At 64.5% G+C, this 25863-nt stretch carries 22 protein-coding genes; 13 read left to right on the top strand and 9 right to left on the bottom strand.

Annotation, left to right across the window (positions count from 1 at the left end; all coding sequences use genetic code 11):
- Positions 1-66 precede the first annotated feature (66 nt).
- Positions 67-1107 carry a phosphoribosylformylglycinamidine cyclo-ligase gene (purM, locus tag AC1D0O_RS19705; protein WP_477655178.1) on the top strand — a complete coding sequence of 347 codons (1041 nt, stop codon included), beginning with the start codon at positions 67-69 and terminating at the stop codon, positions 1105-1107.
- A gap of 28 nt (positions 1108-1135) precedes the next feature.
- Positions 1136-2371, top strand: coding sequence for an MFS transporter (locus AC1D0O_RS19700; protein WP_477655177.1), 1236 nt, complete (start codon positions 1136-1138; stop codon positions 2369-2371).
- 5 nt (positions 2372-2376) lie between these two features.
- On the opposite strand, the gene AC1D0O_RS19695 is transcribed toward AC1D0O_RS19700, so the two are convergent.
- Together AC1D0O_RS19695 and AC1D0O_RS19690 are read right to left on the bottom strand one after the other, a co-directional pair.
- Entirely contained in the window at positions 2377-3246 is an 870-nt protein-coding gene (locus tag AC1D0O_RS19695; RefSeq protein ID WP_477655176.1) for an EamA family transporter, read from the bottom strand.
- The gene (locus tag AC1D0O_RS19690) at positions 3243-3758 is read right to left on the bottom strand and encodes a hypothetical protein (RefSeq protein WP_477655175.1); all 516 of its coding nucleotides are present in this window, start codon (positions 3756-3758) and stop codon (positions 3243-3245) included. Before AC1D0O_RS19690 ends, AC1D0O_RS19695 begins: the two co-directional genes overlap by 4 nt.
- A 120-nt stretch (positions 3759-3878) precedes the next feature.
- Here AC1D0O_RS19690 and AC1D0O_RS19685 point away from each other — a divergent pair, with 120 nt between their 5' ends.
- Together AC1D0O_RS19685 and AC1D0O_RS19680 are read left to right on the top strand one after the other, a co-directional pair.
- Positions 3879-4805, top strand: a complete 927-nt coding sequence (locus AC1D0O_RS19685; RefSeq protein ID WP_477655174.1) for a LysR family transcriptional regulator — start codon at positions 3879-3881, stop codon at positions 4803-4805.
- A gap of 87 nt (positions 4806-4892) precedes the next feature.
- The gene (locus tag AC1D0O_RS19680) at positions 4893-5870 is read left to right on the top strand and encodes a ParA family protein (RefSeq protein ID WP_477655173.1); all 978 of its coding nucleotides are present in this window, start codon (positions 4893-4895) and stop codon (positions 5868-5870) included.
- Positions 5871-5885: 15 nt separating this feature from the next.
- Here AC1D0O_RS19680 and metE read toward each other — a convergent pair whose 3' ends face one another.
- Positions 5886-8237, bottom strand: a complete 2352-nt coding sequence (metE, locus tag AC1D0O_RS19675; RefSeq protein WP_477655172.1) for a 5-methyltetrahydropteroyltriglutamate--homocysteine S-methyltransferase — start codon at positions 8235-8237, stop codon at positions 5886-5888.
- Positions 8238-8358: 121 nt separating this feature from the next.
- Here metE and AC1D0O_RS19670 point away from each other — a divergent pair, with 121 nt between their 5' ends.
- A complete protein-coding gene (locus AC1D0O_RS19670) occupies positions 8359-9282 on the top strand; it encodes a LysR family transcriptional regulator (RefSeq protein WP_477655171.1) in 924 nt (307 codons plus the stop codon).
- Positions 9283-9294: 12 nt separating this feature from the next.
- Here the strand turns inward: AC1D0O_RS19670 and AC1D0O_RS19665 are convergent, their stop codons facing one another.
- Together AC1D0O_RS19665 and murJ are read right to left on the bottom strand one after the other, a co-directional pair.
- Positions 9295-10149, bottom strand: coding sequence for a SirB1 family protein (locus tag AC1D0O_RS19665; protein ID WP_477655170.1), 855 nt, complete (start codon positions 10147-10149; stop codon positions 9295-9297).
- 75 nt (positions 10150-10224) lie between these two features.
- Entirely contained in the window at positions 10225-11784 is a 1560-nt protein-coding gene (gene murJ, locus AC1D0O_RS19660) for a murein biosynthesis integral membrane protein MurJ (RefSeq protein WP_477655169.1), read from the bottom strand.
- 308 nt (positions 11785-12092) lie between these two features.
- Between murJ and rpsT the strand changes: the two genes are divergently transcribed.
- Positions 12093-12404: a 30S ribosomal protein S20 gene (rpsT, locus tag AC1D0O_RS19655; RefSeq protein WP_007864125.1), complete on the top strand. Its 312-nt coding sequence runs from the start codon at positions 12093-12095 to the stop codon at positions 12402-12404.
- A 201-nt stretch (positions 12405-12605) separates the two neighbouring features.
- Positions 12606-13583: a hypothetical protein gene (locus tag AC1D0O_RS19650; protein ID WP_477655168.1), complete on the top strand. Its 978-nt coding sequence runs from the start codon at positions 12606-12608 to the stop codon at positions 13581-13583.
- 21 nt (positions 13584-13604) lie between these two features.
- Here the strand turns inward: AC1D0O_RS19650 and AC1D0O_RS19645 are convergent, their stop codons facing one another.
- Positions 13605-13922, bottom strand: coding sequence for a DUF3579 domain-containing protein (locus AC1D0O_RS19645; RefSeq protein ID WP_477655167.1), 318 nt, complete (start codon positions 13920-13922; stop codon positions 13605-13607).
- A gap of 283 nt (positions 13923-14205) precedes the next feature.
- Here AC1D0O_RS19645 and AC1D0O_RS19640 point away from each other — a divergent pair, with 283 nt between their 5' ends.
- Together AC1D0O_RS19640 and argF are read left to right on the top strand one after the other, a co-directional pair.
- Entirely contained in the window at positions 14206-15423 is a 1218-nt protein-coding gene (locus tag AC1D0O_RS19640; RefSeq protein ID WP_477655166.1) for an acetylornithine/succinylornithine family transaminase, read from the top strand.
- Positions 15420-16364, top strand: a complete 945-nt coding sequence (argF, locus tag AC1D0O_RS19635; RefSeq protein WP_477655165.1) for an ornithine carbamoyltransferase — start codon at positions 15420-15422, stop codon at positions 16362-16364. The genes AC1D0O_RS19640 and argF overlap by 4 nt, the downstream gene beginning before the upstream one ends.
- Positions 16365-16409: 45 nt before the next feature.
- Here the strand turns inward: argF and AC1D0O_RS19630 are convergent, their stop codons facing one another.
- Positions 16410-17174: an SDR family oxidoreductase gene (locus AC1D0O_RS19630; protein WP_477655164.1), complete on the bottom strand. Its 765-nt coding sequence runs from the start codon at positions 17172-17174 to the stop codon at positions 16410-16412.
- A 225-nt stretch (positions 17175-17399) separates the two neighbouring features.
- On the opposite strand from AC1D0O_RS19630, the gene kynB reads away from it, so the two are divergent.
- From kynB to AC1D0O_RS19610, 4 genes are all read left to right on the top strand, one after another.
- Complete coding sequence (kynB, locus tag AC1D0O_RS19625; RefSeq protein ID WP_477655163.1) at positions 17400-18059, top strand: arylformamidase; 660 nt, start codon at positions 17400-17402, stop codon at positions 18057-18059.
- Positions 18060-18072: 13 nt separating this feature from the next.
- Positions 18073-19353 carry a kynureninase gene (kynU, locus tag AC1D0O_RS19620; RefSeq protein WP_477655162.1) on the top strand — a complete coding sequence of 427 codons (1281 nt, stop codon included), beginning with the start codon at positions 18073-18075 and terminating at the stop codon, positions 19351-19353.
- 138 nt (positions 19354-19491) lie between these two features.
- Complete coding sequence (gene kynA / locus AC1D0O_RS19615) at positions 19492-20337, top strand: tryptophan 2,3-dioxygenase (protein WP_477655161.1); 846 nt, start codon at positions 19492-19494, stop codon at positions 20335-20337.
- 217 nt (positions 20338-20554) lie between these two features.
- Positions 20555-21655, top strand: coding sequence for a hypothetical protein (locus AC1D0O_RS19610; protein ID WP_477655160.1), 1101 nt, complete (start codon positions 20555-20557; stop codon positions 21653-21655).
- Positions 21656-21746: 91 nt separating this feature from the next.
- On the opposite strand, the gene AC1D0O_RS19605 is transcribed toward AC1D0O_RS19610, so the two are convergent.
- Both AC1D0O_RS19605 and AC1D0O_RS19600 read right to left on the bottom strand, forming a co-directional pair.
- Positions 21747-22931, bottom strand: a complete 1185-nt coding sequence (locus tag AC1D0O_RS19605) for an FAD-dependent monooxygenase (protein WP_477655159.1) — start codon at positions 22929-22931, stop codon at positions 21747-21749.
- Positions 22931-25819, bottom strand: coding sequence for an aconitate hydratase (locus tag AC1D0O_RS19600; RefSeq protein ID WP_477655158.1), 2889 nt, complete (start codon positions 25817-25819; stop codon positions 22931-22933). The genes AC1D0O_RS19605 and AC1D0O_RS19600 overlap by 1 nt, the downstream gene beginning before the upstream one ends.
- Positions 25820-25863 lie beyond the last annotated feature (44 nt).

The following is a 25863-nucleotide window of genomic DNA, read 5'->3' as shown; positions in this document are numbered from 1 at the left end:
GCCTTCCAGCCCCCTCATCCGCCCTACCGTCCCTCTACCGCCCCAACCCGTAGCAAAGCCGACACCATGACCACCTCTTCTTCTTCCCCCCTGAGCTACAAAGACGCGGGCGTCGACATCGACGCGGGCGACGCGCTGGTCGAGCGCATCAAGCCCCTGGCCAAAAAAACCATGCGTGAAGGCGTGCTGGCCGGCATTGGCGGCTTCGGCGCGCTGTTTGAAGTGCCCAAACGCTACAAGGAACCCGTGCTGGTCAGCGGCACCGACGGCGTGGGCACCAAGCTCAAGCTGGCCTTTGAATGGCAGATGCACGACACCGTGGGCATAGACCTGGTGGCCATGAGCGTCAACGACGTGCTGGTGCAGGGCGCCGAACCGCTGTTTTTCCTCGATTACTTCGCCTGCGGCAAGCTGGACGTGGACACGGCCGCGGCCGTGGTCGGCGGCATCGCCAGGGGCTGCGAACTGAGCGGCTGCGCCCTGATTGGCGGCGAAACCGCCGAAATGCCCGGCATGTACCCGGCCGGCGAATACGACCTGGCCGGTTTTGCCGTGGGCGCGGTCGAAAAATCCAAGATTTTGACCGGCAAGGACGTCAAGCCCGGCGACGTGGTGCTGGGCCTGGCCAGCAGCGGCGTGCATTCCAATGGTTTCAGCCTGGTGCGCAAGTGCATAGAGCGCGCGGCCGGCAACGCCCCCGCCACACTGGACGGCAAACCCTTCAAGCAGGCCCTGATGGAACCCACCCGCCTTTACGTCAAGAACGTGCTGGCCGCGCTGGCCGCCCACCCCATCAAGGCACTGGCCCACATCACCGGCGGCGGTTTGCTTGAAAATATCCCGCGCGTGCTGCCCGAAGGCACGGCCGCCCAGCTCAAAAAAGGCAGCTGGCCGCAAACCGAGCTGTTCGCCTGGCTGCAAAAAACCGCCGGCATCGACGACTTCGAGATGAACCGCACCTTCAACAACGGCATCGGTATGGTCGTGGTGGTGGATGCCGCCAACGCCCAGGCCACGGCCAAGACCCTGCGCGACGCGGGTGAGCAGGTCTATGAGATCGGCGTGATCGCCGCCAAGGGCGAAGGCGCCGCAGTCACGGTCGGCTGAACACCCCGGCGCGGCAAGCCAACACCCCATGCCGCAATCCACCCCTCCTTCCCCCACCCCGCCCCGCCGCCTTCCGGCGGCCATCTGGGCGCTGGGCTTTGTCAGCCTGCTGATGGACATCTCGTCCGAGATGATCCACAGCCTGCTGCCCGTCTTCATGGTCACGGTGCTGGGCACCAGCCTCTGGGCTGTGGGCCTGATCGAAGGCCTGGCCGAAGCCACGGCCCTCATCGTCAAGGTGTTCTCGGGCGTGCTCAGCGACTACTGGGGCAAACGCAAGCCGCTGGCGCTGCTGGGCTATGGCCTGGGCGCGGCCTCCAAACCGCTGTTCGCGCTGGCCGCGACGACGGGGATGGTGCTCACCGCCCGCCTGGCGGACCGCGTGGGCAAAGGCCTGCGCGGCGCGCCGCGCGACGCCATGGTGGCCGACCTGGCCCCGGCCGGCATGCGCGGCGCGGCCTTCGGGCTGCGCCAGTCGCTGGACACGGTGGGCGCCTTTGTCGGGCCGCTGCTGGCCATGGGCCTGATGCTGCTCTGGGCCAACGACTTCCGCGCGGTGTTTTGGGTCGCCGTCATCCCCGGTTTTCTGGCCGTGGCGCTGCTGCTGTTCGGCGTGCGCGAGCCCGATCGCGAGCAGGTGCCGGGCGCCCCGCGGCTCAACCCCATCACGCGCGCCAACCTGAAACGCCTGGGCGCGCCTTACTGGCGCGTGGCGGTGCTGGGCGCGGTATTCATGCTGGCGCGCTTCAGCGAAGCGTTTTTGCTGCTGCGCGCCATGCAGGGCGGCCTGCCGGTGGCTTACACGCCGCTGGTGCTGGTGGCCATGAACGTCGTCTATTCCCTGGGCGCCTACCCTTTCGGCAAGCTGGCCGACCGTGTCAGCCACAGCGCCTTGCTGGCCTGGGGCCTGGCGGTGCTCGCGGCGGCCGACCTGCTGCTGGCCGCCGCCAGCCACTGGGGCACGATGGCGACGGGCATCGCGCTGTGGGGCCTGCACATGGCCATGACCCAGGGCCTGCTCGCCACCATGGTGGCCGACACGGCGCCGGTGGACCTGCGCGGAACGGCTTTCGGCTTCTTCAACCTCGTGAGCGGCCTGGCGCTGCTGCTGGCCAGCACGCTGGCCGGGGTGCTCTGGGACCAGTGGGGCGCGCCGGCCAGCTTTGCCTCAGGCGCCATTTTCAGCGTGGCGGCGCTAGGGTTGTTGTGGGTCTGGCGCAACTCCCTGCGGCCGCAGGCGAGTACCCCCATCACCACCGCCTGAGCAGCTCATGCCAGCGCCAGCCCCGCCACACCCAGCAACATCAGCGCCGCGCCCAACACCTGCGAGGGCTTGAGCGATTCCTTGAGCAGCCGGGCGCCCACCAGCGTGCCTATCAACATCGACATCTCGCGCACCGGGGCCACATAGCTGAGCGGCGCGGACTGCACGGCGAACAACACCAGGCAGTAGGCCAGCGGCGAGAGCACACCGACCAGCAGAATCGCCGCGCGGTGCTTCCGCCACTGCCCGCACAGCGCGCCGCGCTGGTGCAAGGCCCAAGGCGCGAGCAGCACCGTGCGAAACGCCAGGCTCGTGGCGTAGAACAGCACAGGCGCCATGCCCAGCGACTTCACCGCCCAGCCATCAATCACGGTATAGCCGGCGATGCAGACGCCGGTCAGCGCGCCCCAGAGCACGCCGCGCCGGCGCCGCTGCACATCACCGCTGGCGGCACCCGTGGCGCCACCCGCCGTCATGAAAACACCGGCCAGCACCAGAGCCACGCCGAGCCAGCCCAGCACGCTGGGCAGTTCGCCGAGCAACACCACAGCCCCCAGCACCGCGAGCAGCGGCCCGGTGCCCCTGGCCATGGGATAGACCACGGCGAAGTCGCCCGCCCGGTAGCCTTTTTGCAGCACCAGCAAATACACCACGTGCACCAGCGCACTGGCCAGCACGGCCAGCCACATCCAGCGGTCAAAGGCCTGCGGATGCAGATGCCAGGCCACCAGGGCGACCGGCGCTGCAGCCGCCACGCTGACGCAGCCGAACAGCCAGACGAAGAGCGTACCGCCGGCCGCGCGCTTGGCCACGATGTTCCAGAGCGCATGGCAGACCGCCCCCGCGAGCACCAGTGCCAGCGTGTGGGCATTCATGCCGGCGCGCCGGGCTCGGGCAGGCGGAAACGGCTGTCCAGCAAGACCTTGACGCGCCCGGCCACGGCTTCGCACTCTTCCGGGCCGAGCGGCACGAACCCCGATGCCCAGGCCGCCATGTCCGCCCAGCGCGGGAATTTGGGCGACTCGCCCCAGCGCCAGTCGGGATTCAGCGCCTGCCGGTTGCGCCCCAGCACATGCAGATGCACGCGGCGATGCGCCTGGACGTCCTTGGGCCCGGCGGGCGGGGCCTGGTCGTTGAGCGCCCAGTTGCCGGCCTCCCAGTAATTAAGGCAGCCGTCGTGAAGGGCCGGCAGCACGTCCAGCATGGCGCGGCCGGTGGCGGCCACCAGGCAGGACCAGCGCGCCAGTTCCAGCGGCGCCAGTTCGCTGCGCTCCCAGACCGGCCGCGGCGGGTTGACGACCAGGTGGCCGCCGTCGCGGCGGTCGCACAAAAGGGCATCGGGGAGGAGCAGGGTGCCGCCGGGGCAGCTATGCAAAACAAGGGGCATGAGGAAAAGCCTTTGACAGTGAATGATGAGCAGGAATCATCAAGCGATGTTCTGGTTGACCGCCATAATCGATGAATTTCCTGGAAATAACACCATCACCCATCAATAAAGCAGCTTCCAATGATGAGTAAATCAGATGACTCCAATCACCAAGCGCTGCCGTTGAATGCCGTGCGGGTGTTCGTGGAAGCCGCCCGCCAGCTCAATTTCAGCCGCGCCGGCCGCGTGCTGGGCATGAGCCAGGGTGGTGTCAGCCGCCATGTCGCCACGCTGGAGAGCTACTTCGGCCAGCCTCTGTTCGCGCGCAGCGGCACGTCGGTGCGCCTGACCGATGCCGGGCGCCTGTATTTCGACACGGTACAGGAAGCCCTGTCGACCATAGAGCTGGCCACCCGCCAGTTGGCGCAAAGCCAGGCCGGCGCCCGCCTCATCGTGCGCACCTCGCTGCCCACCTTTGCGATGACGACGCTGATCCCCGCCCTGCCCGGCTTCCAGCCCGCGGCCCCGGTGGCGGTGGACCTGGTCACCTCGCTGTCGCCGCCGGGCCCGGCCGACAACTATGACGTGCTGATCACACGCGACCTGGCCGTCGCCGGCGCCGAGCACTGGCTGCTGGCCGCCGAAAACCTGGTGTGCGTGGCGTCCCCGGCGCGTTGCCGCGAGTTCGCGAACAAGCCCGTCAGCCAGTGGCAGTTTCTCGCGGCGCAGTCGCGGCCCGACGTACTGGCCGCCTGGTCTGCGCAGGTGGGCCTGCAGGCGGCCGGCATCCAGGTCAGCGCCAGTTTCGACCACTACTTCCTGGCGATCGCGGCGGCGACAGGCGGCATGGGCCACCTGGTGGTGCCTGAACTGCTGGTGGCCGAGCCCTTGCGCCGGGGCCACCTGCTGCGGGCCGCGCCTGACGCGGTTCGCGGCGACGCCAGCTATTCGGCCTATATCAACCCGCGCAGCACTGTCCCCGAAACAGGCCGGGCGTTTTGCCGCTGGCTCAAGGGATGGCTCAGGGAGGCGGCGGAAGGCGAGTCGCCTGCGCTACAAAAACACTAGCTGCGGGGACCGATGCCGACTGGCTTGCGCTGGACTTTTTGTTATTTCTGTATCAAACTGTTCCTCTGATCCGTCTTTGGAGCACGCATGCCGGTCATCGCAGTCGTCAACCGCAAGGGAGGCAGTGGCAAAAGCACACTGGCCGCGCACATCGCCGCCTGGTGCGCGCGCAATGGCAGCTCTGTCATGCTGGGCGACGTGGACCGCCAGCAGTCGGCGCGCAGCTGGCTCAAGCGCCGCGACGCCGGGCTGCCGGCCATCGCCCCCTGGGCCGTGGACCAGAAAAACATGCTGCGCGTGCCCACCGGCATCACGCATGTGGTGCTCGACACGCCGGGCGGCATGCACGGCTTTGAACTCGCGCGGGTCGTGATGTTCGCCGACGCCATCATCATGCCGGTGTGCAATTCCATGTTCGACCGCGAGTCCGCCGCGCAATGCCACGCCGACCTGATGGCGCTGCCGCGCGTGGCCAGCGGCCGCTGCCGCCTCGCCACCGTGGGCATGCGCATCGACGGGCGCACCAGCGCCGCGAAAGTCCTCGAGGAATGGTCGGAAACCCTGGGCATGCCCTTTCTGGGCGCGCTGCGCGAAACCCAGCTGTATGTGCGCAGCCTGGAACGCGGCATGACGATGTTCGATTTGCCGGCCAGCGCCGCAGCACCCGACCTCGCTCAATGGCAACCCATTCTCAACTGGCTCAGGCCCACGCTGTACCCGCCACAGGCGGCCAACGATGCCCCCGAGCACACGCAAGCCAGGACCGTGGCCAAGGTCCCGACGCAGATGGTCGCGCCCCGGCCTTCGGTCGCCGCGACACTGGGCGCCAGGCCGCTCAACCCGGCGCCCGCGCAAAAAACAGCCACGTCGCGCCCGGGCAGCTCCCTGCCCGGCAGCCTGATGCCCGCGCAGGAATCGCTGATACACGGCGCGCGCATGTCCGCCCAGAGCACAGCCCGCGCGGTGGGCCGGCCGGTGCAGGTCAGCAGCGCGCCTGTCATGTCACGCAACGTGAATTCGCCCGACGGCATGCAGATTCCGCAGTTCCTCAAGCGCGGCACCTGACGCGCCGGACTGGCTTCAGGCCGCGAGTTCTTCGCGGACCTCGCGCGCAGCCTGCACCATATTGCCCAGCGCCGCCTCGGTCTCGGGCCAGCCCCGGGTTTTCAGGCCGCAGTCGGGATTGATCCAGAGGTTTTCTGCCGGAATCACCGCCGCCGCCTTGCGCAGCAGCCGCACCATCTCGTCCACCGTGGGCACACGCGGTGAATGGATGTCGTAGACGCCCGGGCCTATCTCGTTGGGGTACTTGAAGTCGCCGAAGCCGCGCAGCAGTTCCATGTCGGAGCGGCTGGTTTCAATCGTGATCACGTCGGCATCCATGGCCGCGATTTCCGGCAGGATATCGTTGAACTCCGAATAGCACATGTGGGTGTGGATCTGCGTTTCATCCGCCACGCCGCTGGCGCTGATGCGGAAGGCGCGCGTAGCCCATTCCAGGTAGGGCTTCCAGCCGGCGCGGCGCAGCGGCAGGCCTTCGCGTATCGCCGGCTCGTCGATCTGGATGATGCCTATGCCCGCGCCCTCCAGATCCACCACCTCGTCGCGTATCGCCCAGGCGATCTGCCCGGCGGTCAGGCTGCGCGGTTGGTCGTCGCGCACAAACGACCATTGCAATATGGTGATGGGACCGGTCAGCATGCCCTTCATGGGTCGTTTCGTGAGGCTTTGCGCGTACACCGTCCAGGCCACCGTCATGGCCGCGGGGCGCGCCACGTCGCCGTAGATCACCGGCGGCTTGACGCAGCGCGAACCGTAGGACTGCACCCAGCCGTTGGCGCTGAAGGCAAAACCGTCGAGCTGCTCGCCGAAATATTCGACCATGTCGTTGCGCTCTGCCTCGCCGTGCACCAACACGTCCAGGCCCAGCGCTTCCTGCTTGCGCACCGCCAGCCGGATTTCGGCCTGCATTTTTTCGGCGTACTGCGATTTGCCGATCTCGCCGCGCTTGAAGGCCGCGCGCGCGGCGCGTATCTCGGCGGTCTGCGGAAACGAGCCTATCGAGGTGGTCGGGAACAAGGGCAAGGCAAAGCGCGCGCGCTGCAGCTGCTGGCGCCGGCTGAAAGGCGACGGCCGCTGGTCGCCGCCCGCGGCGGCCTGGGCCAGCCGCGCCGCCACGGTGGCGCGGTGCACACGCGGGCTGTTGCGGCGCGCCTGGGCCGCCAGGCAGGCGGCGGCCAGTTCGGATTCCACGGAGTTTTCGCGGCCCTCGAGCACGGCCTTCAGCATGCGCAGTTCAAACAGTTTCTCGACCGCGAAGGCCAGCCAGGACTTGAGTTCGGTGTCCAGCCTGTCCTCGGCTTCCAGGCTGTAAGGCACGTGCAGCAGCGAGCAGGACGGCGCCAGCCAGAGCTCGCCCTGGTGCTTCTCAGCGACAGGCCTCAGCCTGGCCAGGGCGGCATCAGGGTCGGTGCGCCAGATGTTGCGGCCGTCGACGATGCCGACCGACAGCACCTTGTGGCTGGGCAGCCAGTCGGCCACGCCGACCAGTTCTTCGGGTGCACGCACCGCATCCACATGCAGGCCCGCGACCGGCAACTGGCAGGCCATGCGCAGGTTCTCCTGCAGCGGCGAAAAGTAGGTCGCCAGCAGTAGCTTGACGCCGCCGCGCGAGAGCTGCCAGTAGCTCGATTCAAAAGCCTGGCTCCAGGCCGCCGGCAGGTCCAGGCCCAGGATGGGCTCGTCCATCTGCACCCATTTCACGCCCTGGGCCTTGAGGCGGGCCAGGATTTTTTCGTACACCGGCAGCAACTTGCCCAGCAGGCTGAAGCGGTCGAAGCCGGGCGTCTTTTCCTTGCCCAGCCAGAGGAAACTCAGCGGCCCCAGCAGCACCGCCTTGACGACATGGCCGGCCAGTTGGGCCTGCGCGACTTCGTCAAACAGGCGTTCGGAGGCCAGGCTGAATTCGGTGCCCGGGCCGAACTCCGGCACCAGGTAGTGGTAATTGGTGTCGAACCATTTGGTCATCTCGAGCGCGAATGTTCCGCTCTCAGCCTGATCTTTTTCTTTGCTATTGCCGCAGCCGCAACCGCAGTCCAGGCAGTGGGTCTGGCCGCCCTCGGCAATCACGCCGCGCGCCATCGCGAAGTAGCGGCTCAGTGCCGGCTCCTGCCCAGTGAAGCCGAAGCGCGCCGGCTCGCAGCCCAGCATCTGGATGTGGTTGGCCACGTGGTCGTAAAAAGCGAAGTCGCCCACTGTCACGAAGTCCAGTCCGGCTTCTTTCTGCACGGCCCAATGGCGCTCACGCAGTTCGGCGCCGGCGGCTTCCAAGGCGGCCAGGCCGATCTCGCCGCGCCAGTGTTTTTCAAGCGCGAATTTCAGTTCCCGGTGCGCGCCCATGCGCGGAAAACCCAGGGTGTGTGTGTAGACCATGCCGCTTATCTCCCAATTGCAAATCAAACAAAGAACGCATGGTCGTGCAGATTCAACTATTATTCAAACGAAAGATATTGCCTTTCAACATGAAAATTATTGATTCATCCACACACCCGTCATGACGCTTTCGATCCTTGAACTGCGCCACCTGCGCACCCTGACCGCCCTGCGCGACAGCGGCAGCCTGGTGCGCGCGGCGCAGTTGCTCAATCTCACGCAGTCGGCACTGTCGCATCAGGTCAAATTGCTTGAAGAGCGCTATTCCGCGCCGCTGTTCGAGCGCAAATCCGTGCCGCCGCAGTTCAGCACCACCGGCCTGCGCCTGCTGGCGCTGGCCGACACGGTGCTGCCGCAGGTCGAGGAAGCCGAGCGCGACGTGGCGCGCCTGGCCACCGGGCGCTCCGGCCAGTTGCGAATCGCGGTCGAGTGCCACACCTGTTTTGACTGGCTGATGCCGGCCATGGACGCCTTCCGCACCCGCTGGCCCGAGGTGGAGCTGGATATCGTCTCGGGCTTTCACCCCGACCCGATCGCGCTGGTGCTGCAGGACCGCGCCGACATCGCCATCGTGTCGGAGGCCGACGCCGATGAAACGGTGGACTTCCATCCGCTGTTCCGTTTTGAAATCATGGCGCTGCTGGCCAACCACCACGCGCTGGTCGCCAAGACACACCTGACGGCCAAAGACTTCGCCGATGAAACCCTGATCACCTACCCGGTTCCCGACGAAATGCTGGACGTGGTGCGCCAGGTGCTGGAGCCGGCAGGCGTGAAGCCCGCGCGCCGCACCACCGAGTTGACGATTGCGATGCTGCAGCTGGTCGCCAGCGGCCGTGGCGTCGCCGCGCTGCCCAAGTGGGCGGTGCAGAGCTACCTGGACCGCGGTTATGTGAGCGCCAGGCCCATAGGCAAAAAAGGGCTGACCGGTCGTCTCTATGTAGCTTGCACCGAAAACACCTCAGGCCGGCCCTGGCTGGCCGACTTTGTGGCGATCACGCGCGAGAGCTGTTTTCTCACGCTCAGCGAGATCGAGCTGCTGTAAGAGCCGCGGCGCTCAGTGCCGGCCCTGGCGCAGCTGCGCCAGGCGCTCGGACATGGCGTCGATGTCGAGCGCATCCTCGGCGTTGGCCAGGTAGGTTTCCAGGTCGGCCATCGCGCGTTCGGGTTCGCCATGAGCGGCCCAGGCCAGGCCGCGGTCGCGGTATTCCGTCCAGGCTTCGGGTTGCAGCACGATGAGGCGATCCTGCACCGGGATCAGGCGCTGCCAGTCTTCCTGGGTCTTGTGGATTTCCTTGAGGTTGCGCAGCATGCGGCTGATGATCTCGCGCGGCGGCGCCGACTGCAGGTACAGGCCCATGGGCACTTCGAACTCGTCGCCCGGGCTGCCGCCGTGCTGCCGGAAGGGCTCGAGCCGCTCGGACAGCTCCTCGCGGCTCAGCGACTGGCCGCTGAACGGGTCTATCACCACCTGGCCCTTGGGCAGGTTGACCTTGACCATGAAGTGCCCCGGAAAGGCCACGCCGCGCGCGTTAAGGCCCAGGCCCAGCGCCAGCTCCAGCCACAGCACCGCCAGCGTGATCGGAATGCCGCGGCGCGTGCGCAACACGGCGTTCAGGTAGCTGTTGTCGGGGTCGTAGTAGTCGTTGACATTGCCGCCGAAATTCAGGTCGTGGAAAAAGAACTGGTTCAGCGCACGCAGCCGCTGCAGCGCCGGTGCGTCTGCCGGCAGGCGCCGCTTGAGGCGGGCCAGCAGCTGGTCGACGTCGCCCAGCACCTGCTGCACGTCCAGGTCGGGATATTCGTCCTGCGCCAGACTGATGGCGGCTTCCAGGAGGGGGAAATGCTCGTCGCTTTCCACCAGGCTGGAGAAATATTGCAATGGTGACGGTACAGCCAGATTTAATTGCATGACCCCTACTTTCTCATAATCCGGCGCAAAAAGGCATCCGGAAAATGCCGCTCGGTACCTGGAGCGCGCCGCCCGTCAATGTCTCAGCAGCTTTGTTACCTTGAGGCCGGACAGCCACAGCGCCGCGAAATACAGCAGCGCCGACGCCAGCAATACCAGCGCCAGCCAGCCGATGCGTTCCATGGAGTGGCCTTTCAGGGCGACCCATCTCACCGCCCCGGCGGCCCACAACAAAAAGGCCGCCAGCAAGGCGCTGGCGCCCCCCACCTGCAGTGCAAACTTGCCCCAGCCGGGCACCGGTTTGTAACTTCCTCGTTTCAAAAGCCCCAGCAAAAGCCACAAGGCGTTGACCAGGGCGCCGATGGCGATCGACAGCGTCAGGGCCGCATGCTGCAGCACCGGCACCAGAAAATAATTCAACACCTGCGTGAACACCAGCACGCAGACGGCGATACGCATCGGCGTGCGCATGTCGTGCCTGGCATAAAAGCCCGGGGCCAGCACCTTGACGGCTACGATGCCCATCAGCCCCACGCCGTAGTTGCTGAGCGCCGCCGTCGTGCGCTGCACGTCGAGGTCGCTGAAGGCGCCATAGTGGTACAGCACGGCGACCAGCGGCTGCGAGAACACCAGCAGGGCCACCGCGCAGGGCACCGACAGCAGGACCACCAGGCGCAGGCCCCAGTCGAGCATGGCCGAGTAGCGTTCCTCATCCTGGCTGCCGCGCGCCGCAGCCAGTTGCGGCATCAGCACGACCCCCAGGGCGACACCCAGCATGGCGGTGGGAAATTCCATGAGGCGGTCGGCATAGGTGATCCAGCTCACGCTGCCGGTGGCCAGGTGCGAGGCGATCTGGGTGTTGATGAGCAGCGAAATCTGCGCGACGCTCACGCCCAGCAGGGCCGGCAGCATCAGGCTCAGCACCTTGCGTGTGCCCGGGTCATTCCAGGACTGGCGCAAGGCCGTGAAACTGGCGCCTATCCGCGGCAGCAAGCCCAAACTCCGCAGCGCGGGCAGTTGCAAGCCCAGTTGCAGCAGGCCGCCGACCATCACCCCCACGCATTGGGCGTAGATCGGCTCGATGCCATGCCTGGCAAACCAGGGAGCACCCAGGGTGATGGAGCCTATCAGCGCCACATTCAGCAATACGGGCGAGGCGGCGGGCACGGCAAACCGGCGCCAGGTGTTGAGGATGCCGCCGGCCAGCGCGACCAGCGACATGAAACCGATATAAGGAAACATCCAGCGCGTCATCACCACGGCAGCGTTGTAGCCCTGCGGCTTCAAGCCGCTCGCCATGGCCCACACCATCAGCGGCGCGGCCAGAACGCCGGCCACGCACAGCAGCACCAGCGTCCAGGTCAGCAGGGTCGCGACGTGGTCAATCAGCTGCTTTGCGCCCTCTTCACCCTTTTCAGCCTTGCAGGCCGCCAGCACCGGCACAAAAGCCTGGCTGAAAGCACCCTCGCCGAGTACCCGGCGAAACAGGTTGGGTATCCGGAAAGCGACGTTGAAGGCGTCGGTCATGGCGCTGACGCCAAACACCGAGGCCATCAGCAGGTCCCGGACAAGGCCCGTGACACGCGAGGCCAGGGTCAGCAGGGAAACGGTGGAGGCGGCTTTGAATAATGACACCGCTGGAGTTTAGCCTTCACGACAGGGGCGACCTGCAGTTCCCTGCGGCCGTATTTGGGGCTCTTTACCAGCAGGGGCCGCGGAACCGGCTTTGCCGGGCCGCAGGCGCAGCGGTCCCCGAGGGGCTGGAGCCCGCGGCTCCAAGCCTGCCTGCGCAGGCTTGGACGGGCGACAGAGGCGAAGCGTCTCGCGAGCCGCGGCCTGCAAGGCCTCGGGAGCTACACGCAGTGAGCGACCGTGGGGGTATATAATCGTGGGCTTTGCTGCAACATCCACAGACTCCTCCCCAGGATTAAAGGAATTTATATATGGCCACCGCCAAACCCAAGAAAAAGAACCCGCGCCTTGCGTCGGGCCGCAAACGCGTCCGCCAGGACGTCAAACTCAACGCCGCGAACACCTCGCTGCGCTCCAAATACCGCACCGCTGTGAAAAACGTCGAAAAAGCCGTTGCAGCCGGTGACAAAGACAAAGCCAAGGACCTGTTCGCCAAGGCCCAGAGCATTGTGGACACGGTTGCCGACAAGGGCATCTTCCACAAGAACAAGGCAGCGCGCGACAAGAGCCGCCTGTCCGCCAAGGTGAAGGCCCTGGCACTGGCCCCCGCAAAGGCCGCCTAAGTAATTAGGCAAATCGCCCGGACGGCATTCTTCTCACGAAAATACCGTCCGCCGTTTTGTAGGGTGCGCTGCAGCAAAGCAAAAAAGCCGTCGAAAGACGGCTTTTTTGTTGGGCGCTTCACTTAGACTCGGGCGCAGATGGGGCGAAAAGGGACAAACCGCCCTCTTCCACTGTTGTTACTCAACAAGAAAAGGCGGCCCATGCGCGCACTCGTTCTGCCGGCCCTCATCGCGGCCAGTCTGGGCACTGCCCATGCCGCCGACGACGAAATCTTCGACTTCAACGAGTTGCTCAATCCCGGCACCATCAGCCAGGCGGAGTGCAACGCCAAGCAGGATGCCGTCTGGGTGGAAACGCAGTGGCGCGAACAGGGTGCCGCCGAACGCACCGCAAAAGGCTGCATTCGCTACTTTCCCAGCGCCAATGCGCTCGGCGCAGAAACCGCCGTGTTCTTCATGCATGGCGACGTCCTGAGCGGCGGCATGGCGCAGGCCAGGGAGGCCTATGTCAAGTCCGCCAGCCGGAGCCTGCAGATCGCGCGGTCCGAACGCTCGGCCAAAGAAATCGGCCTGCCGGTGATCCGCATAGGCCGTCCGGGCGCTTACGGCAGCACTGGCGCGAGCCATTTGCGCGAGCGCCGCATGCCGGTCGAAGCCCATCTGACAAACGCGGCGATCGACGCCATCAAGAAAAAATACGGTTACCAGCGCATCCAGGTGACGGGCCTGAGCGGCGGCGGCGGGCTGGTGGGTGCGGCACTGACGCTGGGCCGCACGGACATCGATTGCGCAGTGGTCGCCAGCGGCGCGGTAAGCATGAAGACGCGGGCCCGCCTGCTCGGCAGCAAGGAAGCCCAGCGCGGGCTGGACCAGACGGGACAGCCGCTGTCGGCCGTGTACGACCCGATAGACCACATCGGCGGCGTCAAGCCTGACGGCCGGCGCCGTGTATTTGTATTAGGCGACCCGCAGGACTCGGCCGTGGCCTTTGAGTCGCAGCAGGAGTTCCAGCAAAAGCTGGTGGCGGCCGGAACGCCCGCCACCTTGCTGACCGCCCCGGCCGCCGATGCCAAGCATCACCAACTGGGGTCTGAAGCGCTGCTCGTGGCCGCATGGTGCAAATCCGGCGTGGCGGATGCCCAGATACAGGCCTGGCTGACCGAAGGAAAAAAGAAATAAGCCGGTGAAGCCGGCCTGCCCTCAGCGAACGGGCGGCTCGGGAATCAGGCAGGCTTCAGCCACCTGCAAATCGTTGTCTTTGGCGAAATTGATGGCGAAATCCCAGGCCATGGGCTCGGCCTCGCGCAGTTCAGAATTAACGACCACACATTTCACGCCGTTGATGACGGTAGGCACGCACCAGGGGGAATAGGTCAGGTGGCTGCCGGGCTGGGGGCCGCCCGGGCGGAAATGGCTCATCACACCGCACAGCCTGTCGGCCCAGTCGCTGGGCCGGAAGGTTTTGCCGTCGCGGGTAATACCCTGGATGAAGACTTCTTTGGCGGTATTGGAGACCATCGGGTGGAGGGTTTTTTGCGCCGCCCGGCATGGGAAAAGGATGGGATTCACCCCATGCTGCAGCGCACAACAATTCTAGCTTAACTCGGACTCTTATATAAGACTTGGCAGACAAATTTTCAATGGAGGCCAAGGCGGGGGAGCGCCGGGCGCCGGCATTGCAGCAATGCGGAAACGTCACAAAAGCCCGCAAAGTCTGCGCCTAAAATCAGTCCAGGCCCGCATCAAACACTGCGGGCCTCGGATTTTCCGCACTGTTACAGCCCTTGTTCCGGAGTTTTCCATGACCGCAGCCCTGCCCAAGCACATCGAAGCCGCCTCTCCCCACGTGATGAACACCTACGGCCGCCTGCCCATCGCGCTGGACCACGGCCAGGGCTGCCGCGTCTGGGACGTCAACGGCAAGGCTTACCTCGACGCACTGGGCGGCATTGCCGTCAACACCCTGGGCCACAACCACCCCAAGCTGGTTCCGGCCCTGCAGGAGCAGATCACCAAACTGATCCACACCTCCAACTACTACCATGTGCCGCTGCAGGAAGCCCTGGCCGCCAAACTGGTGGAGTTGTCTGGCCTGGAAAACGTGTTTTTCTGCTCCACCGGCCTGGAAGCCAATGAGGCCGCGCTCAAGCTGGCGCGCAAGTTCGGCCACGACAAGGGCATTGAGCGCCCGGAAATCGTGGTCTATGAAAAAGCCTTCCACGGCCGCAGCATCGCCACGCTGAGCGCCACCGGCAACCCCAAAGTGCAGGCCGGTTTCGGCCCGCTGGTCGAGGGTTTTATCCGCGTGCCGCTCAACAACATCGACGCACTGAAAGCCGCCACCGCCAACAACCCCAATGTGGTCGCCGTGTTCTTTGAGGCCATCCAGGGCGAAGGCGGCATCAACAGCATGAAGGACGAGTACCTGCGCGAAGTGCGGGCACTGTGCGACGAGCGCGACTGGCTGCTGATGATCGACGAGGTGCAGTGCGGCATGGGCCGCACCGGCAAGTGGTTTGCCCACCAGTGGGCCGGTATCAAGCCCGACGTGATGCCGCTGGCCAAGGGCCTGGGCTCTGGCGTGCCGGTCGGCGCCGTCGTGGCCGGCCCCAAGGCCGCCCGCATCTTCGGCCCCGGCAACCACGGCAGCACCTTCGGCGGCAATCCGCTGGCCATGCGGGCCGGCGTGGAAACCCTGCGCATCATGGAAGAAGAAGGCCTGCTGGCCAACGCCGTGAAGGTCGGCGACCACCTGCGCGCGGCGCTGGCGAGCGGCCTGGCCGGCGAGAAAGGCCTGAAAGAAATCCGCGGCCGCGGCCTGATGCTGGGCATTGAACTGACGGTGCCCTGCGGTGAGCTGCTGGGCCGCGCCGCCGAGAACGGCCTGCTGCTGAGCGTGACCGCCGACACCGTGATCCGCTTGGTGCCTTCGCTCACCATGACCACGGCCGAGGCCGACGAGGCGGTGGCCATCCTGGTGCCGCTGATCAAGCAATTGCTGAAAGAGAAAAACGCGTGACCACTGCGATCCCCTCTACCCCCGCCCCCGTGCGGCACTACCTGCAGTTCAGTGACCTGAATGCGGCTGAATACGCCTACCTGTTCGAACGCGCCGCCATCATCAAGAAGAAATTCAAGACCTACGAAAAACACCAACCGCTGGTCGACCGCACGCTGGCCATGATCTTCGAAAAAGCCTCAACACGCACCCGCGTGAGCTTCGAGGCCGGCATGTACCAGCTGGGCGGCAGCGTGGTGCACCTGACCACCGGCGACAGCCAGCTGGGCCGCGCCGAGCCCATCGAGGACAGCGCCAAGGTCATCAGCCGCATGGTCGACCTGGTGATGATCCGCACCTTCGAGCAGACCAAGATAGACCGCTTCGCCGAGCATTCGCGCGTGCCCGTCATCAACGGCCTGACCAACGAATTCCATCCCTGCCAGATCCTGGCCGACATCTTCACCTACATCGAGCATCGCGGCTCCATCAAGGGCAAGACGGTGGCCTGGGTGGGCGACGGCAACAACATGGCCAATACCTGGCTGCAAGCCAGCGAAATCCTGGGTTTCAAGGTGCACCTGAGCACGCCGGGCGGCTACGAGGTGGACCAGTCCATCGCCGGCATACGCTCGGCCGACAGCTACAAGGTCTTCAAGGACCCGATGCAGGCCTGCGCCGGTGCCGACCTGGTCACCACCGACGTCTGGACCAGCATGGGCTATGAAGCCGAGAACGAAGCGCGCAAAAAGGCCTTTGCCGATTGGTGCGTGGACACCGAAATGATGCGCGCGGCCAAGCCCGACGCACTGTTCATGCACTGCCTGCCCGCGCACCGCGGCGAGGAAGTCGAGGCCGAGGTCATCGACGGCCCGCAATCGGTCGTCTGGGACGAGGCAGAGAATCGCATGCACGCGCAAAAGGCACTCATGGAGTTCCTTTTGCTCGGGCAGCTCGCGTAACACGCGAGCTGGCGGCGCGCAGCGCCGTCGTTAAGAACCGGGCCCTTAGCCCCGCCCCACAAACGGCATCTTCGTGGCCATGATGGTCATGAACTGCACATTGGTCGACAGCGGCAGTGACGCCATATGCACCACCGCCTCGGCCACTTCCTTCGCATCCATCATGGGTTCGATGGCGATCTCGCCGTTGGCTTGGGGCACGCCCTTGGCCATGCGGGCCGCGAGCTCGGTCATGGCGTTGCCGATGTCGATCTGGCCGCAGGCGATGTTGTACTTGCGCCCGTCCAGCGAGATGGACTTCGTCAGGCCCGTGATCGCATGCTTGGTGGAGGTGTAAGGCGCCGAATTGGGCCGCGGCGCGTGGGCGGAAATCGAGCCGTTGTTGATGATGCGGCCGCCCTGGGGCAACTGGTCTTTCATCAGCCTGATGGCGGCTTGCGCGCAGAGGAAGGAGCCCGTGAGGTTGATGTTGACTACGTTGGTCCATTGCTCGAAGGTGATGTCCTCGAGGTTCACGGGCGGCGCGCCCACGCCGGCGTTGTTGAACAGCAGGTCGAGGCGGCCGAACTTTTCCTTGACCTTGGCAAACGCCGCCGCCACCGACTCGGGCTTGCTCACGTCGGTCGGCAGCGCAAGCGCGCGATCGGTGCCGCCCTCTTTGGCGACTTCATTGAGCGGCTCCACGCGCCGCCCGACCAATGCCACGCTATAGCCTTCACGCAGCAGGGCCAGCGCCACGGCCTTGCCGATACCGGTGCCCGCGCCGGTGACGAGTGCGACTTTGCCGTTGGACTTGTTGTCGGGATTCATGATGTGCCTTTGTCTCTCTTGAAGGGGTTGCAGGAGGGGGTTGGTAAATCGATGCAGCAGCGAGCGCCGCAGGTCTGGATTGTGCCCCAGCCCGCGCAATTGCACAGGCCGCGCCTGAGGCCCGCCGCAGGCCGTCGCCGCTCAATACTTTAGGTTTCAACTATTTTTGGAATTGTTGGAAATAACCGACACCACGGCTTTTTTGCCGGTGCTACCTTTGCACCCATGACAGCCCGCACACACGACCCAAGCGCATTACCACCGCTCAAAATCTGGGACATCTCGCCATCGGTCGATGAAAACGCCGCGGTATTCCCCGGTGACACGGCTTACTCCCAAACACTGCATTTTTCGCTGGCACCGAACTGCCCGGTCAACGTCAACAGCATCACGCTGTCGCCGCACACCGGCGCGCATGCCGATGCGCCACTGCACTATGCGAATGGCGAAGCCAGCGTCGGCGAACTGGACCTCACCCCCTACCTCGGGCCCTGCCGCGTGATCCATTGCCTGGACTGCGGCCCGCTGGTCCTGCCCGGGCACATCGCCCACGCGCTGCAAGACCTGCCGGCGCGCGTGCTGCTGCGCACCGCACGCAGCGCCAGCCAGGCTTGGGACGCCTTCACCGCCATCGCCCCCGAAACGCTGGCCTTGCTGGCAAGCAAACACATCACCCTGATCGGCATAGACACACCCAGCGTAGACCCCTCCACCAGCCAGGACCTGCCCAGCCACCACCAGTTGCTGGCGCACGGCCTGCGCGTGCTGGAAAACCTGGTGCTCGATGAAGTCGCTGAAGGCGATTACGAACTGATTGCCCTGCCGCTTAAGCTCACCAAGGCCGATGCCTCCCCCGTGCGCGCCATCCTGCGCGAACTCCCCTGATATGAAATTCACCATGACAACTCTGCAAGACTGCCGCGCCCTCGATGCGCAAGACCCGCTGTGCGAATTGCGCAAGCAATTCACGCTGCCCGAAGGCGTGATCTACCTCGATGGCAACTCGCTGGGCGTGTTGCCGAACACCGCGGCCGCCCGCGTCGCCGAAGCGGTGACGGCCGAATGGGGCCAGGGCCTGATCCGTTCCTGGAACAGCGCCGGCTGGTTCGAGCTACCGCAGCGCCTGGGCAACAAGATCGCGCGGCTGATAGGCGCGGCCCCCGGCGAGGTGGTTGCCACCGACAGCACCTCCATCAACCTCTACAAGGTGCTGAGCGCCGCGCTGCACATCGCGGCGCAGGACGCGCCCACGCGTAAAGTGATCGTCAGCGAGCGCAGCAACTTCCCGACCGATCTCTACATCGCCGAAGCGCTGTGCCGCGAGCGCGGTTTTCGCCTGCAGCTGGTGGAGCCTGAAGAGATCGGCGCAGCGCTCACCGCTGAAGTCGCCGTGCTGATGCTGACCCATGTGAACTACCGCACCGGCGCCATGCATGACATGGCCGGCCTCACCGCGGCAGCGCATGCTGCCGGCGTGCTCACCGTCTGGGACCTCGCGCACAGCGCGGGCGCCGTGCCAGTCGACCTCAACGCTGCGAAGGCCGACTTCTCCATAGGCTGCGGCTACAAATACCTCAACGGCGGCCCAGGCGCACCGGCCTTTGTCTGGGTCAACCCCAAGCACGCCGACCGCTTCTGGCAACCGCTGGCCGGCTGGTGGGGCCACGCCGCACCCTTCGAGTTCACGCCCGACTACCGACCTGCCGCAGGTATCTCACGCTACCTCTGCGGCACCCAACCCATCCTGAGCATGACCGCGCTGGAGTGTGGGCTGGACACCGTGCTGGCAGCCGAGCCGCTGGGCGGCATGCAGGCCCTGCGCAAAAAGTCGCTGGCACTCACTGACTTGTTTATCCAACTGGTCGAAGAACGCTGCGCGGGCCACGGCCTGGGTCTGGCCACACCGCGCGGACATGTGCATCGCGGCTCGCAGGTCTGCCTCACCAGAACCGAAGGCGCTTACGCCATCGTGCAGGCGCTGATCGCGCGCGGCGTCATCGGTGACTTCCGCGCCGGTGACGGCGAAACCGGCAAGCACCTCGACATCCTGCGCTTCGGCTTCACACCGCTCTACATCGGCTTTGAAGACGTCTGGAACGCCGTCGAGCATTTGAAGCAGGTCCTCGAAAGCGCCGAATGGCGAAAAGCCGAATTCAACCAGAAACACGCCGTCACATGATGACATGGCCCCCACGGTCGTCCACTGCGTGTGCTCCCTGCCCCCCAGGGGGGCCGCTGCGCCTGCGGCCCGGCAAAGCCGGTTCCGCGGCCCCTGCTTGTTTCAATACCCAGATCGCTTTTCCGTGAAAGATCATCCATGAACACACAACGGCCGGCAGACATCGTGCGCGACGAAAAAGCGCAGCTCGACTTCAGCAAATCCATGAGCTACGGCGACTACCTGCAGCTCGACGCGATCCTGGGTGCGCAAAAGCCGCTCTCGCCCGACCACAATGAAATGCTGTTCATCATCCAGCACCAGACCAGCGAACTCTGGATGAAGCTGATGCTGCACGAGCTGCGCGCGGCGATCGCCAACGTCGCGAACGACGAGCTGGGCGGCGCCTTCAAGATGCTGGCCCGCGTGAGCCGCATCATGGAGCAGTTGGTACATGCCTGGGATGTGCTCGCCACCATGACGCCGCCCGAGTACAGCGCGATACGACCCTACCTTGCCAATTCCAGCGGTTTCCAGAGCGCGCAGTACCGCTGCATCGAATTCGCGCTCGGCAACAAGAACGCCGCCATGCTCAAGCCCCACGCGCATCGGCCCGACCTGCTGGCGCAGGTGCAGGCTGCCTATGAAGCCCCGTCACTGTATGACGAAGCCCTGCGCCTGTTGGCTCGCCGCGGCCTGGCCGTGCCTGCCAGCCACACGACACGCGACTGGACCCAGGGCTACGTCGAGAGCGACGCCGTCGAACAGGCCTGGCTGGTGGTTTATCGCGACCCCAAGAAATACTGGGACCTGTACCAGCTTGGCGAAGAACTGACCGACCTCGAGGACGCGTTCCGGCTCTGGCGATTCCGGCATGTGACTACCGTGGAACGGGTGATTGGGTTCAAGCGGGGCACCGGCGGGACCGGTGGGGTGAGTTACCTGCGCAAGATGCTGGATGTGGTGTTGTTTCCGGAGATCTGGAAGCTGCGAACGGATCTATAAGAATTCATAAAACTAGCCACGGCCCTTCCCCAAAAAAACACAAACCGCTATCCCTCTCCGGTTCATCAACTTGCTTGGCAGAATCCTGCGTTGTTGTATCAGCCAAAATCGTCAGCGATACTCCGACTATCCGGCTCCGTTCTTGACTGCACTTCATGGGCCAACCCTTCAGTCAGCACATATTGTTCGCCTGTTGCTCATCAGCCACTCATCTAACATGAATTTTCCGCCCCTATCCAAGACCAAAAAAGCTTTAGTCGCGCTTGCATTGATTGTGTTTGCGCTTGTTTGTTTCTTTGCCAGGAATGGTTTTGAATACGTCAAATACTACGTCTACGACCTCACGCACGAAAGTGACAGGGATAGATCTGCCGCGTTAGCGGAAACGACAGGAGACGCGGTGGCACATGCTGTCGCCGCATCAAAAACGGTCGCTATCTTCACCGGTGATACAGGTCATATCACCAAGGGCAAACTCCTGGATGCAAGCTACAAAAAAGAGTACGACCAACTCCCTGAAAAACTCTACGCCCTCGGTTTTGGTGAAACCATTTATTGCGTTACCTGCAAAGACGACAAGGGCGACAAGAGTGATAAGGGCGAAAAGCAGCGCGGGTACTCCGTGATCGAAACGAATTCGCCCCAGGACCTGGAAAAGTATCAACCGAGGGTCGGCCAGGAAAACTGGAAAGCTTATTTAAAGCTCGCGATGAAGGGTGCCGTTGAATACCCCACCCTGCTGCCAGCCCTGCTTAACGACAACTACCTGGTTTCAGCAGAAGACTTCAGCAGAAAATACGGCCACGACTTCGATGCGTTTTATCTCAAGGAATTGCCGTATGGCGTCAAAGAGAAGCTCATCGATTTTTATGCATCCGACGAAGGAACGGCCTACCGATTCATGAACTCCGGAAACCTCAAATACTCAAGCCTGTTAAGGGAAGGGGATTTCAGCGGCGAGGACAAGAAAGAAATCGCCATTCTGCTCAAGGACACGCGGGAAGGACTGAACGATGCCTACCTCCTCCTGGTACTCCTCAGAAAGAACGACACCTCCCTTCATCCGGAGTACTACATCGCATTTAACGAAGTTTTCCCAGGCAAGGTCATCATCGAAACTGTTTATAAAGACCCGGAAGAGCGCTGGGATCACAAGGTTTTTTTGAACACTGAAGAGAAAGTGGAAACCAGGTACAACAGCTTGAGAATTCTCCGGCCCGAACAGAGGGACACCGTGCTGGTTTACGATGAAAAATTCGACCGGATGAGGAAGTACATACAAGTTCCAAAGTCCGAGAAAAACAAAATCCGTGACTGAATAGTGGGCGCACCGCGCACCTGCAAACGTCTCTAAGGGCGTGCGCAAACAGCTATTGGTTTACGCCGGTGCAATGCCCATCAAGATATGTTCAGCTTGCACCATACAGCCAAGGCATATCCAGCAGTTTCTCGCCCAGCAGTTTGAGCGAGGCATCGCGGCCCCAACGCAGCAGGCCATCGGCGTGAAATATTTTCCCGTTGCGCAAAGCCCTCGCCTGAACCCGCGCATTGCGTTGCCAGCGGTTGAGCGCATAGCGCTGCAGCATGGTCGGCACACCAAGCGCCGGGTCCAGCGCCTGGGCCAGGGCGTGGCCCAGTTCGGCTGCGTCTTCAATTGCCATGCCGGCGCCTTGCGCCAGGTAGGGGCGCATGGGATGGGCGGCGTCGCCCAGCAAGGCGACGCGGCCCACGGCGTGCTGATGAGCGCCCTGCATGGGCGCGCGGTCGTGCAACACCCACAGGCGCCAACCCTCAATGGCGTCCATCACCTCGCGCAGCGCGGCGCAACAGCCGGCTGTCGCTGAGGCCAGGTCGGCGGCGTTGGCGCTGTGGTCCCAAAGGTCGGCTTCGGCCGCAACTTCGCCGTGCACGATGGCCACCACGTTGAGAAATTCACCGCCGCGCACGGGGTACTGCACCACATGCATGCGCGGCCCCAGCCAGGCGGTGACCTGGTGGCTCCTGAGCAGTTCAGGCAGATCGGATTGCCGCATCAGGGCGCGGTAAGCCAGGTGGCCGGTGCGGCGCGGCAGGCCGTCCCCCAGCAGTTCCTGGCGCACCGTGCTCCAGATGCCGTCGGCGCCTATGAGGGCGTCACATTCAATACCGGGGCCGTCGTCGGCCCGCACGGTGACTGCTTGTGCGGTCTGGCTGAAGGATTGCAATGGCCGGCTCAGGTGCAGCTTCACATCGGCATGCTGCTGTACGGCCTGCAGCAACACATCGTGGAGGTCAGCGCGATGAATGGTGAGGTAAGGCGCGCCATAGCGCTCGACCATGGCGGCGCCCAGAGGCAACTCGCCCAGCAGCTGGCCCGACACGGCACTACGCACCTGCAGACGTTCGGGAACCGCGGCCACGGCCTGCAGCGCGTCGACCAGCCCCCAGCCGTGCAGCACCTTGACCACATTGGGGCCGAGCTGGATGCCGGCGCCGACTTCGCTGAAGGCGTTGGCGCGTTCAAACAGCCGCACGTCCCAGCCCGCGCGCGTTGCTGCCAACGCAGCGGCGAGCCCACCGATGCCGCCACCGGCAATCAGAGCCTGCCGGAGCATCAAGCGAGCAACTGTCGCAGCACGAACGGCAAGATTCCGCCGTTGCGGTAGTAGTCGACCTCGATGGGCGTATCCACGCGCAGGATCACGGTGACTTCCTCGCGCGAACCGTCGGCGCGCGTGATGACCAGCTTGGCTTCACTTTGCGGCTTGAGTTCGGGGTGCGGAATCACGTCGATGACTTCTGTGCCAGTGAGCTTGAGCGTCTGCCACGAGTCGCCCGGCTTGAACTGCAGGGGCAGCACACCCATGCCGACCAGGTTGCTGCGGTGTATGCGCTCGAAGCTGCGCGCCACCACGGCCTTGATGCCCAGCAGCTGCGTTCCCTTGGCGGCCCAGTCGCGCGACGAACCCGTGCCGTATTCCTCGCCGGCAAAAATCACCGTGGGCGTACCCTGCTCCATGTATTTCATGGCGGCGTCGTAGATGAACATCTTCTCGCCGCCGGGTTGGAACAGCGTCACGCCGCCCTCTTCGCGCGAACCCTCGGCGTCGGGCGGGATCATCAGGTTCTTGATGCGCACGTTGGCAAACGTCCCGCGCATCATGACGTCGTGGTTGCCGCGCCGCGCGCCGTAGCTGTTGAAGTCGGCCTTCTGCACGCCGTTGGCCTGCAGCCACAAGCCTGCGGGCGAGCTGGCCTTGATGGAGCCGGCCGGCGAGATATGGTCGGTGGTGATGGAGTCGGCGAACAGCGCCATGATGYGCGCGCCCTTGACCGACACACTGCCGGCCTCGCCCGCTTTCATGGTGAAGTCCTTGAAGAAAGGCGGCTCGGCGATGTAGGTGCTGGCGGGCCAGGTGTACGACGTGCCTTTGACGCCCTTGATGTTTTCCCAGAGCTTTCCGGGTTCGGTCTTGACCTTGGCGTAATTGGCGCGGAAAGCCTTGCCGTTCATCGCGTACTTCATGAGCTTGTAGATCTCATCGCTGGTCGGCCAGATGTCGCCCAGGTACACGTCCTTGCCGCCCTTGCCCTTGCCGACGGGCTCGGTCATCAGGTCGCGCATCACCGTGCCGGCGATCGCGTAGGCCACCACCAGCGGCGGGCTGGCCAGGAAGTTGGCCTTGAGGTTGGGATGGATGCGCGCCTCGAAGTTGCGGTTGCCCGAAAGCACGGCCGCGCACACCAGGTCGCTTTTGCTGATGGCTTCGTTGAGCTCGGGCGTCAGGTCGCCTGCGTTGCCGATGCAGGTGGTGCAGCCGTAGCCGGCCAGCGCGAAGCCCAGCTTTTCAAGGTAAGGCAGCAGGCCTGTCTCGGTCAGGTACTCGGTCACGATGCGCGAACCGGGCGCCAGCGAGGTCTTGATGTGCGGCTGCACCTTGAGGCCCGCTTCCACCGCCTTCTTGGCCAGCAACCCCGCGGCCAGCAGCACGCTGGGGTTGGAGGTGTTGGTGCAGCTGGTGATGGCGGCGATCAGCACGTCGCCGTTGCCCACCGTGATGCCGGGCGGCGAATGCACAACCTCGGTCTGCGCGGTGGCGGGTGAATCGGTGGTGTTGCTGGCACGCGCATGGGCCAAGGTGGGCCTGTTGCCCTCCATCTCCATCACGGGGCGCGCGGCACCCGCCGGGGTGGGCGGCGCGGAGGGCAAGGTGTCCAGCCGCCCTTCGTCGGTGCGGCGCACCAGATGGCGCGTGTTGAGCATGGCCGGCGGCTGGTTGAAGCCGTTCTCGGCGATCGGTTTGCTGAAGAGCGACTTGAACTGGCCGGCGACGTTGCCGAGCTCGATGCGGTCCTGCGGGCGCTTGGGGCCGGCCAGGCTGGGCGTGACGTCGCCCAGGTCAAGCTTGACCACATGCGAATAATCAATCTGCCCGGCTTGTGCCACACCGAACAACCCTTGCGCCTTGAAGTAGGCCTCGAAGGCTTCGATCTCCTCCTTGGTGCGGCCCGTGCCCTTGAAGTAGTCAATGGTTTTTTCGTCCACCGGGAAGAAACCCATGGTGGCACCGTATTCGGGCGCCATGTTGCCGATGGTGGCGCGGTCGGGCAGGGCCAGCGTGCGCGTGCCTTCGCCGAAGAACTCGACGAACTTGCCCACCACCTTCTCTTTACGCAATTGCTCGGTCACGCGCAGCACCAGGTCGGTGGCGGTGACGCCTTCGCGCAGGCGGCCGGTCAGCTCGAAGCCCACCACGTCGGGCGTGAGAAAGTACACCGGCTGGCCCAGCATGGCGGCTTCGGCCTCGATGCCGCCGCAGCCCCAGGCCACCACACCGATGCCGTTGATCATGGTGGTGTGGCTGTCGGTGCCCACCAGCGAGTCGGGGTAGTACACGTTGTCCTTGGTCTTGTGCACGCCGCGCGACAGGTATTCAAGGTTGACCTGGTGGACGATGCCGAAGCCCGGGGGCACGACGCCGAAGGTGTCGAAGGCCTGCATGCCCCACTTCATGAACTCGTAGCGCTCGCGGTTGCGCTGGAACTCCAGCTTCATGTTGAGGTCCAGCGAATTCTTCTTGCCGTAGTAGTCGACCATGATGGAGTGGTCGACTACCAGGTCGACCGGCACCAGGGGCTCGATGGCCTTGGGGTTCTTGCCCAGCTTGAGCGCCACGCTGCGCATGGCGGCCAGGTCGGCCAGCAGCGGCACGCCGGTGAAGTCCTGAAGCACCACGCGCGAAACCACAAAGGGGATTTCCTCGCTGCGCTCGGCCTGGGGCAGCCAGTTGGCCAGTTGGGCCACGTGTTCGGCCGTGACTTTTTTGCCGTCGCAGTTGCGCAGCACCGACTCGAGCACGATGCGCATGGACACCGGCAGGCGGGCGACTTTGGGGAATTGTTTGGCGAGTTCCGGCAGCGAGTAGAACTTGCCGGCTTTACCGGAGGCGGTCTTGAAGCTTTTGAGCGTGGACGAAAAAGCGTGGGGAGGCGGTTTGGCCATGGCGGACTCCTTTTTATTGACGGCAGCCCCCATTCTGGCAGGCA

The sequence above is a fragment of the Polaromonas sp. P1_F2 genome (assembly GCF_056405735.1).
This window is presented reverse-complemented; position numbering and strand designations above follow the sequence as displayed.

Coding starts and splice junctions, on each gene's coding strand:
- AC1D0O_RS19665 (WP_477655170.1), bottom strand. CDS start 10,149: ATGCAATTAAATCTGGCTGTACCGTCACCATTGCAATATTTCTCCAGC.
- metE (WP_477655172.1), bottom strand. CDS start 8,237: ATGGTCTACACACACACCCTGGGTTTTCCGCGCATGGGCGCGCACCGG.
- AC1D0O_RS19695 (WP_477655176.1), bottom strand. CDS start 3,246: ATGAATGCCCACACGCTGGCACTGGTGCTCGCGGGGGCGGTCTGCCAT.
- kynU (WP_477655162.1), top strand. CDS start 18,073: ATGACAACTCTGCAAGACTGCCGCGCCCTCGATGCGCAAGACCCGCTG.
- AC1D0O_RS19670 (WP_477655171.1), top strand. CDS start 8,359: ATGACGCTTTCGATCCTTGAACTGCGCCACCTGCGCACCCTGACCGCC.
- rpsT (WP_007864125.1), top strand. CDS start 12,093: ATGGCCACCGCCAAACCCAAGAAAAAGAACCCGCGCCTTGCGTCGGGC.
- AC1D0O_RS19640 (WP_477655166.1), top strand. CDS start 14,206: ATGACCGCAGCCCTGCCCAAGCACATCGAAGCCGCCTCTCCCCACGTG.
- AC1D0O_RS19690 (WP_477655175.1), bottom strand. CDS start 3,758: ATGCCCCTTGTTTTGCATAGCTGCCCCGGCGGCACCCTGCTCCTCCCC.
- AC1D0O_RS19680 (WP_477655173.1), top strand. CDS start 4,893: ATGCCGGTCATCGCAGTCGTCAACCGCAAGGGAGGCAGTGGCAAAAGC.
- kynA (WP_477655161.1), top strand. CDS start 19,492: ATGAACACACAACGGCCGGCAGACATCGTGCGCGACGAAAAAGCGCAG.
- AC1D0O_RS19645 (WP_477655167.1), bottom strand. CDS start 13,922: ATGGTCTCCAATACCGCCAAAGAAGTCTTCATCCAGGGTATTACCCGC.
- kynB (WP_477655163.1), top strand. CDS start 17,400: ATGACAGCCCGCACACACGACCCAAGCGCATTACCACCGCTCAAAATC.
- AC1D0O_RS19605 (WP_477655159.1), bottom strand. CDS start 22,931: ATGCTCCGGCAGGCTCTGATTGCCGGTGGCGGCATCGGTGGGCTCGCC.
- AC1D0O_RS19700 (WP_477655177.1), top strand. CDS start 1,136: ATGCCGCAATCCACCCCTCCTTCCCCCACCCCGCCCCGCCGCCTTCCG.
- AC1D0O_RS19610 (WP_477655160.1), top strand. CDS start 20,555: ATGAATTTTCCGCCCCTATCCAAGACCAAAAAAGCTTTAGTCGCGCTT.
- AC1D0O_RS19685 (WP_477655174.1), top strand. CDS start 3,879: ATGATGAGTAAATCAGATGACTCCAATCACCAAGCGCTGCCGTTGAAT.
- AC1D0O_RS19650 (WP_477655168.1), top strand. CDS start 12,606: ATGCGCGCACTCGTTCTGCCGGCCCTCATCGCGGCCAGTCTGGGCACT.
- purM (WP_477655178.1), top strand. CDS start 67: ATGACCACCTCTTCTTCTTCCCCCCTGAGCTACAAAGACGCGGGCGTC.
- AC1D0O_RS19630 (WP_477655164.1), bottom strand. CDS start 17,174: ATGAATCCCGACAACAAGTCCAACGGCAAAGTCGCACTCGTCACCGGC.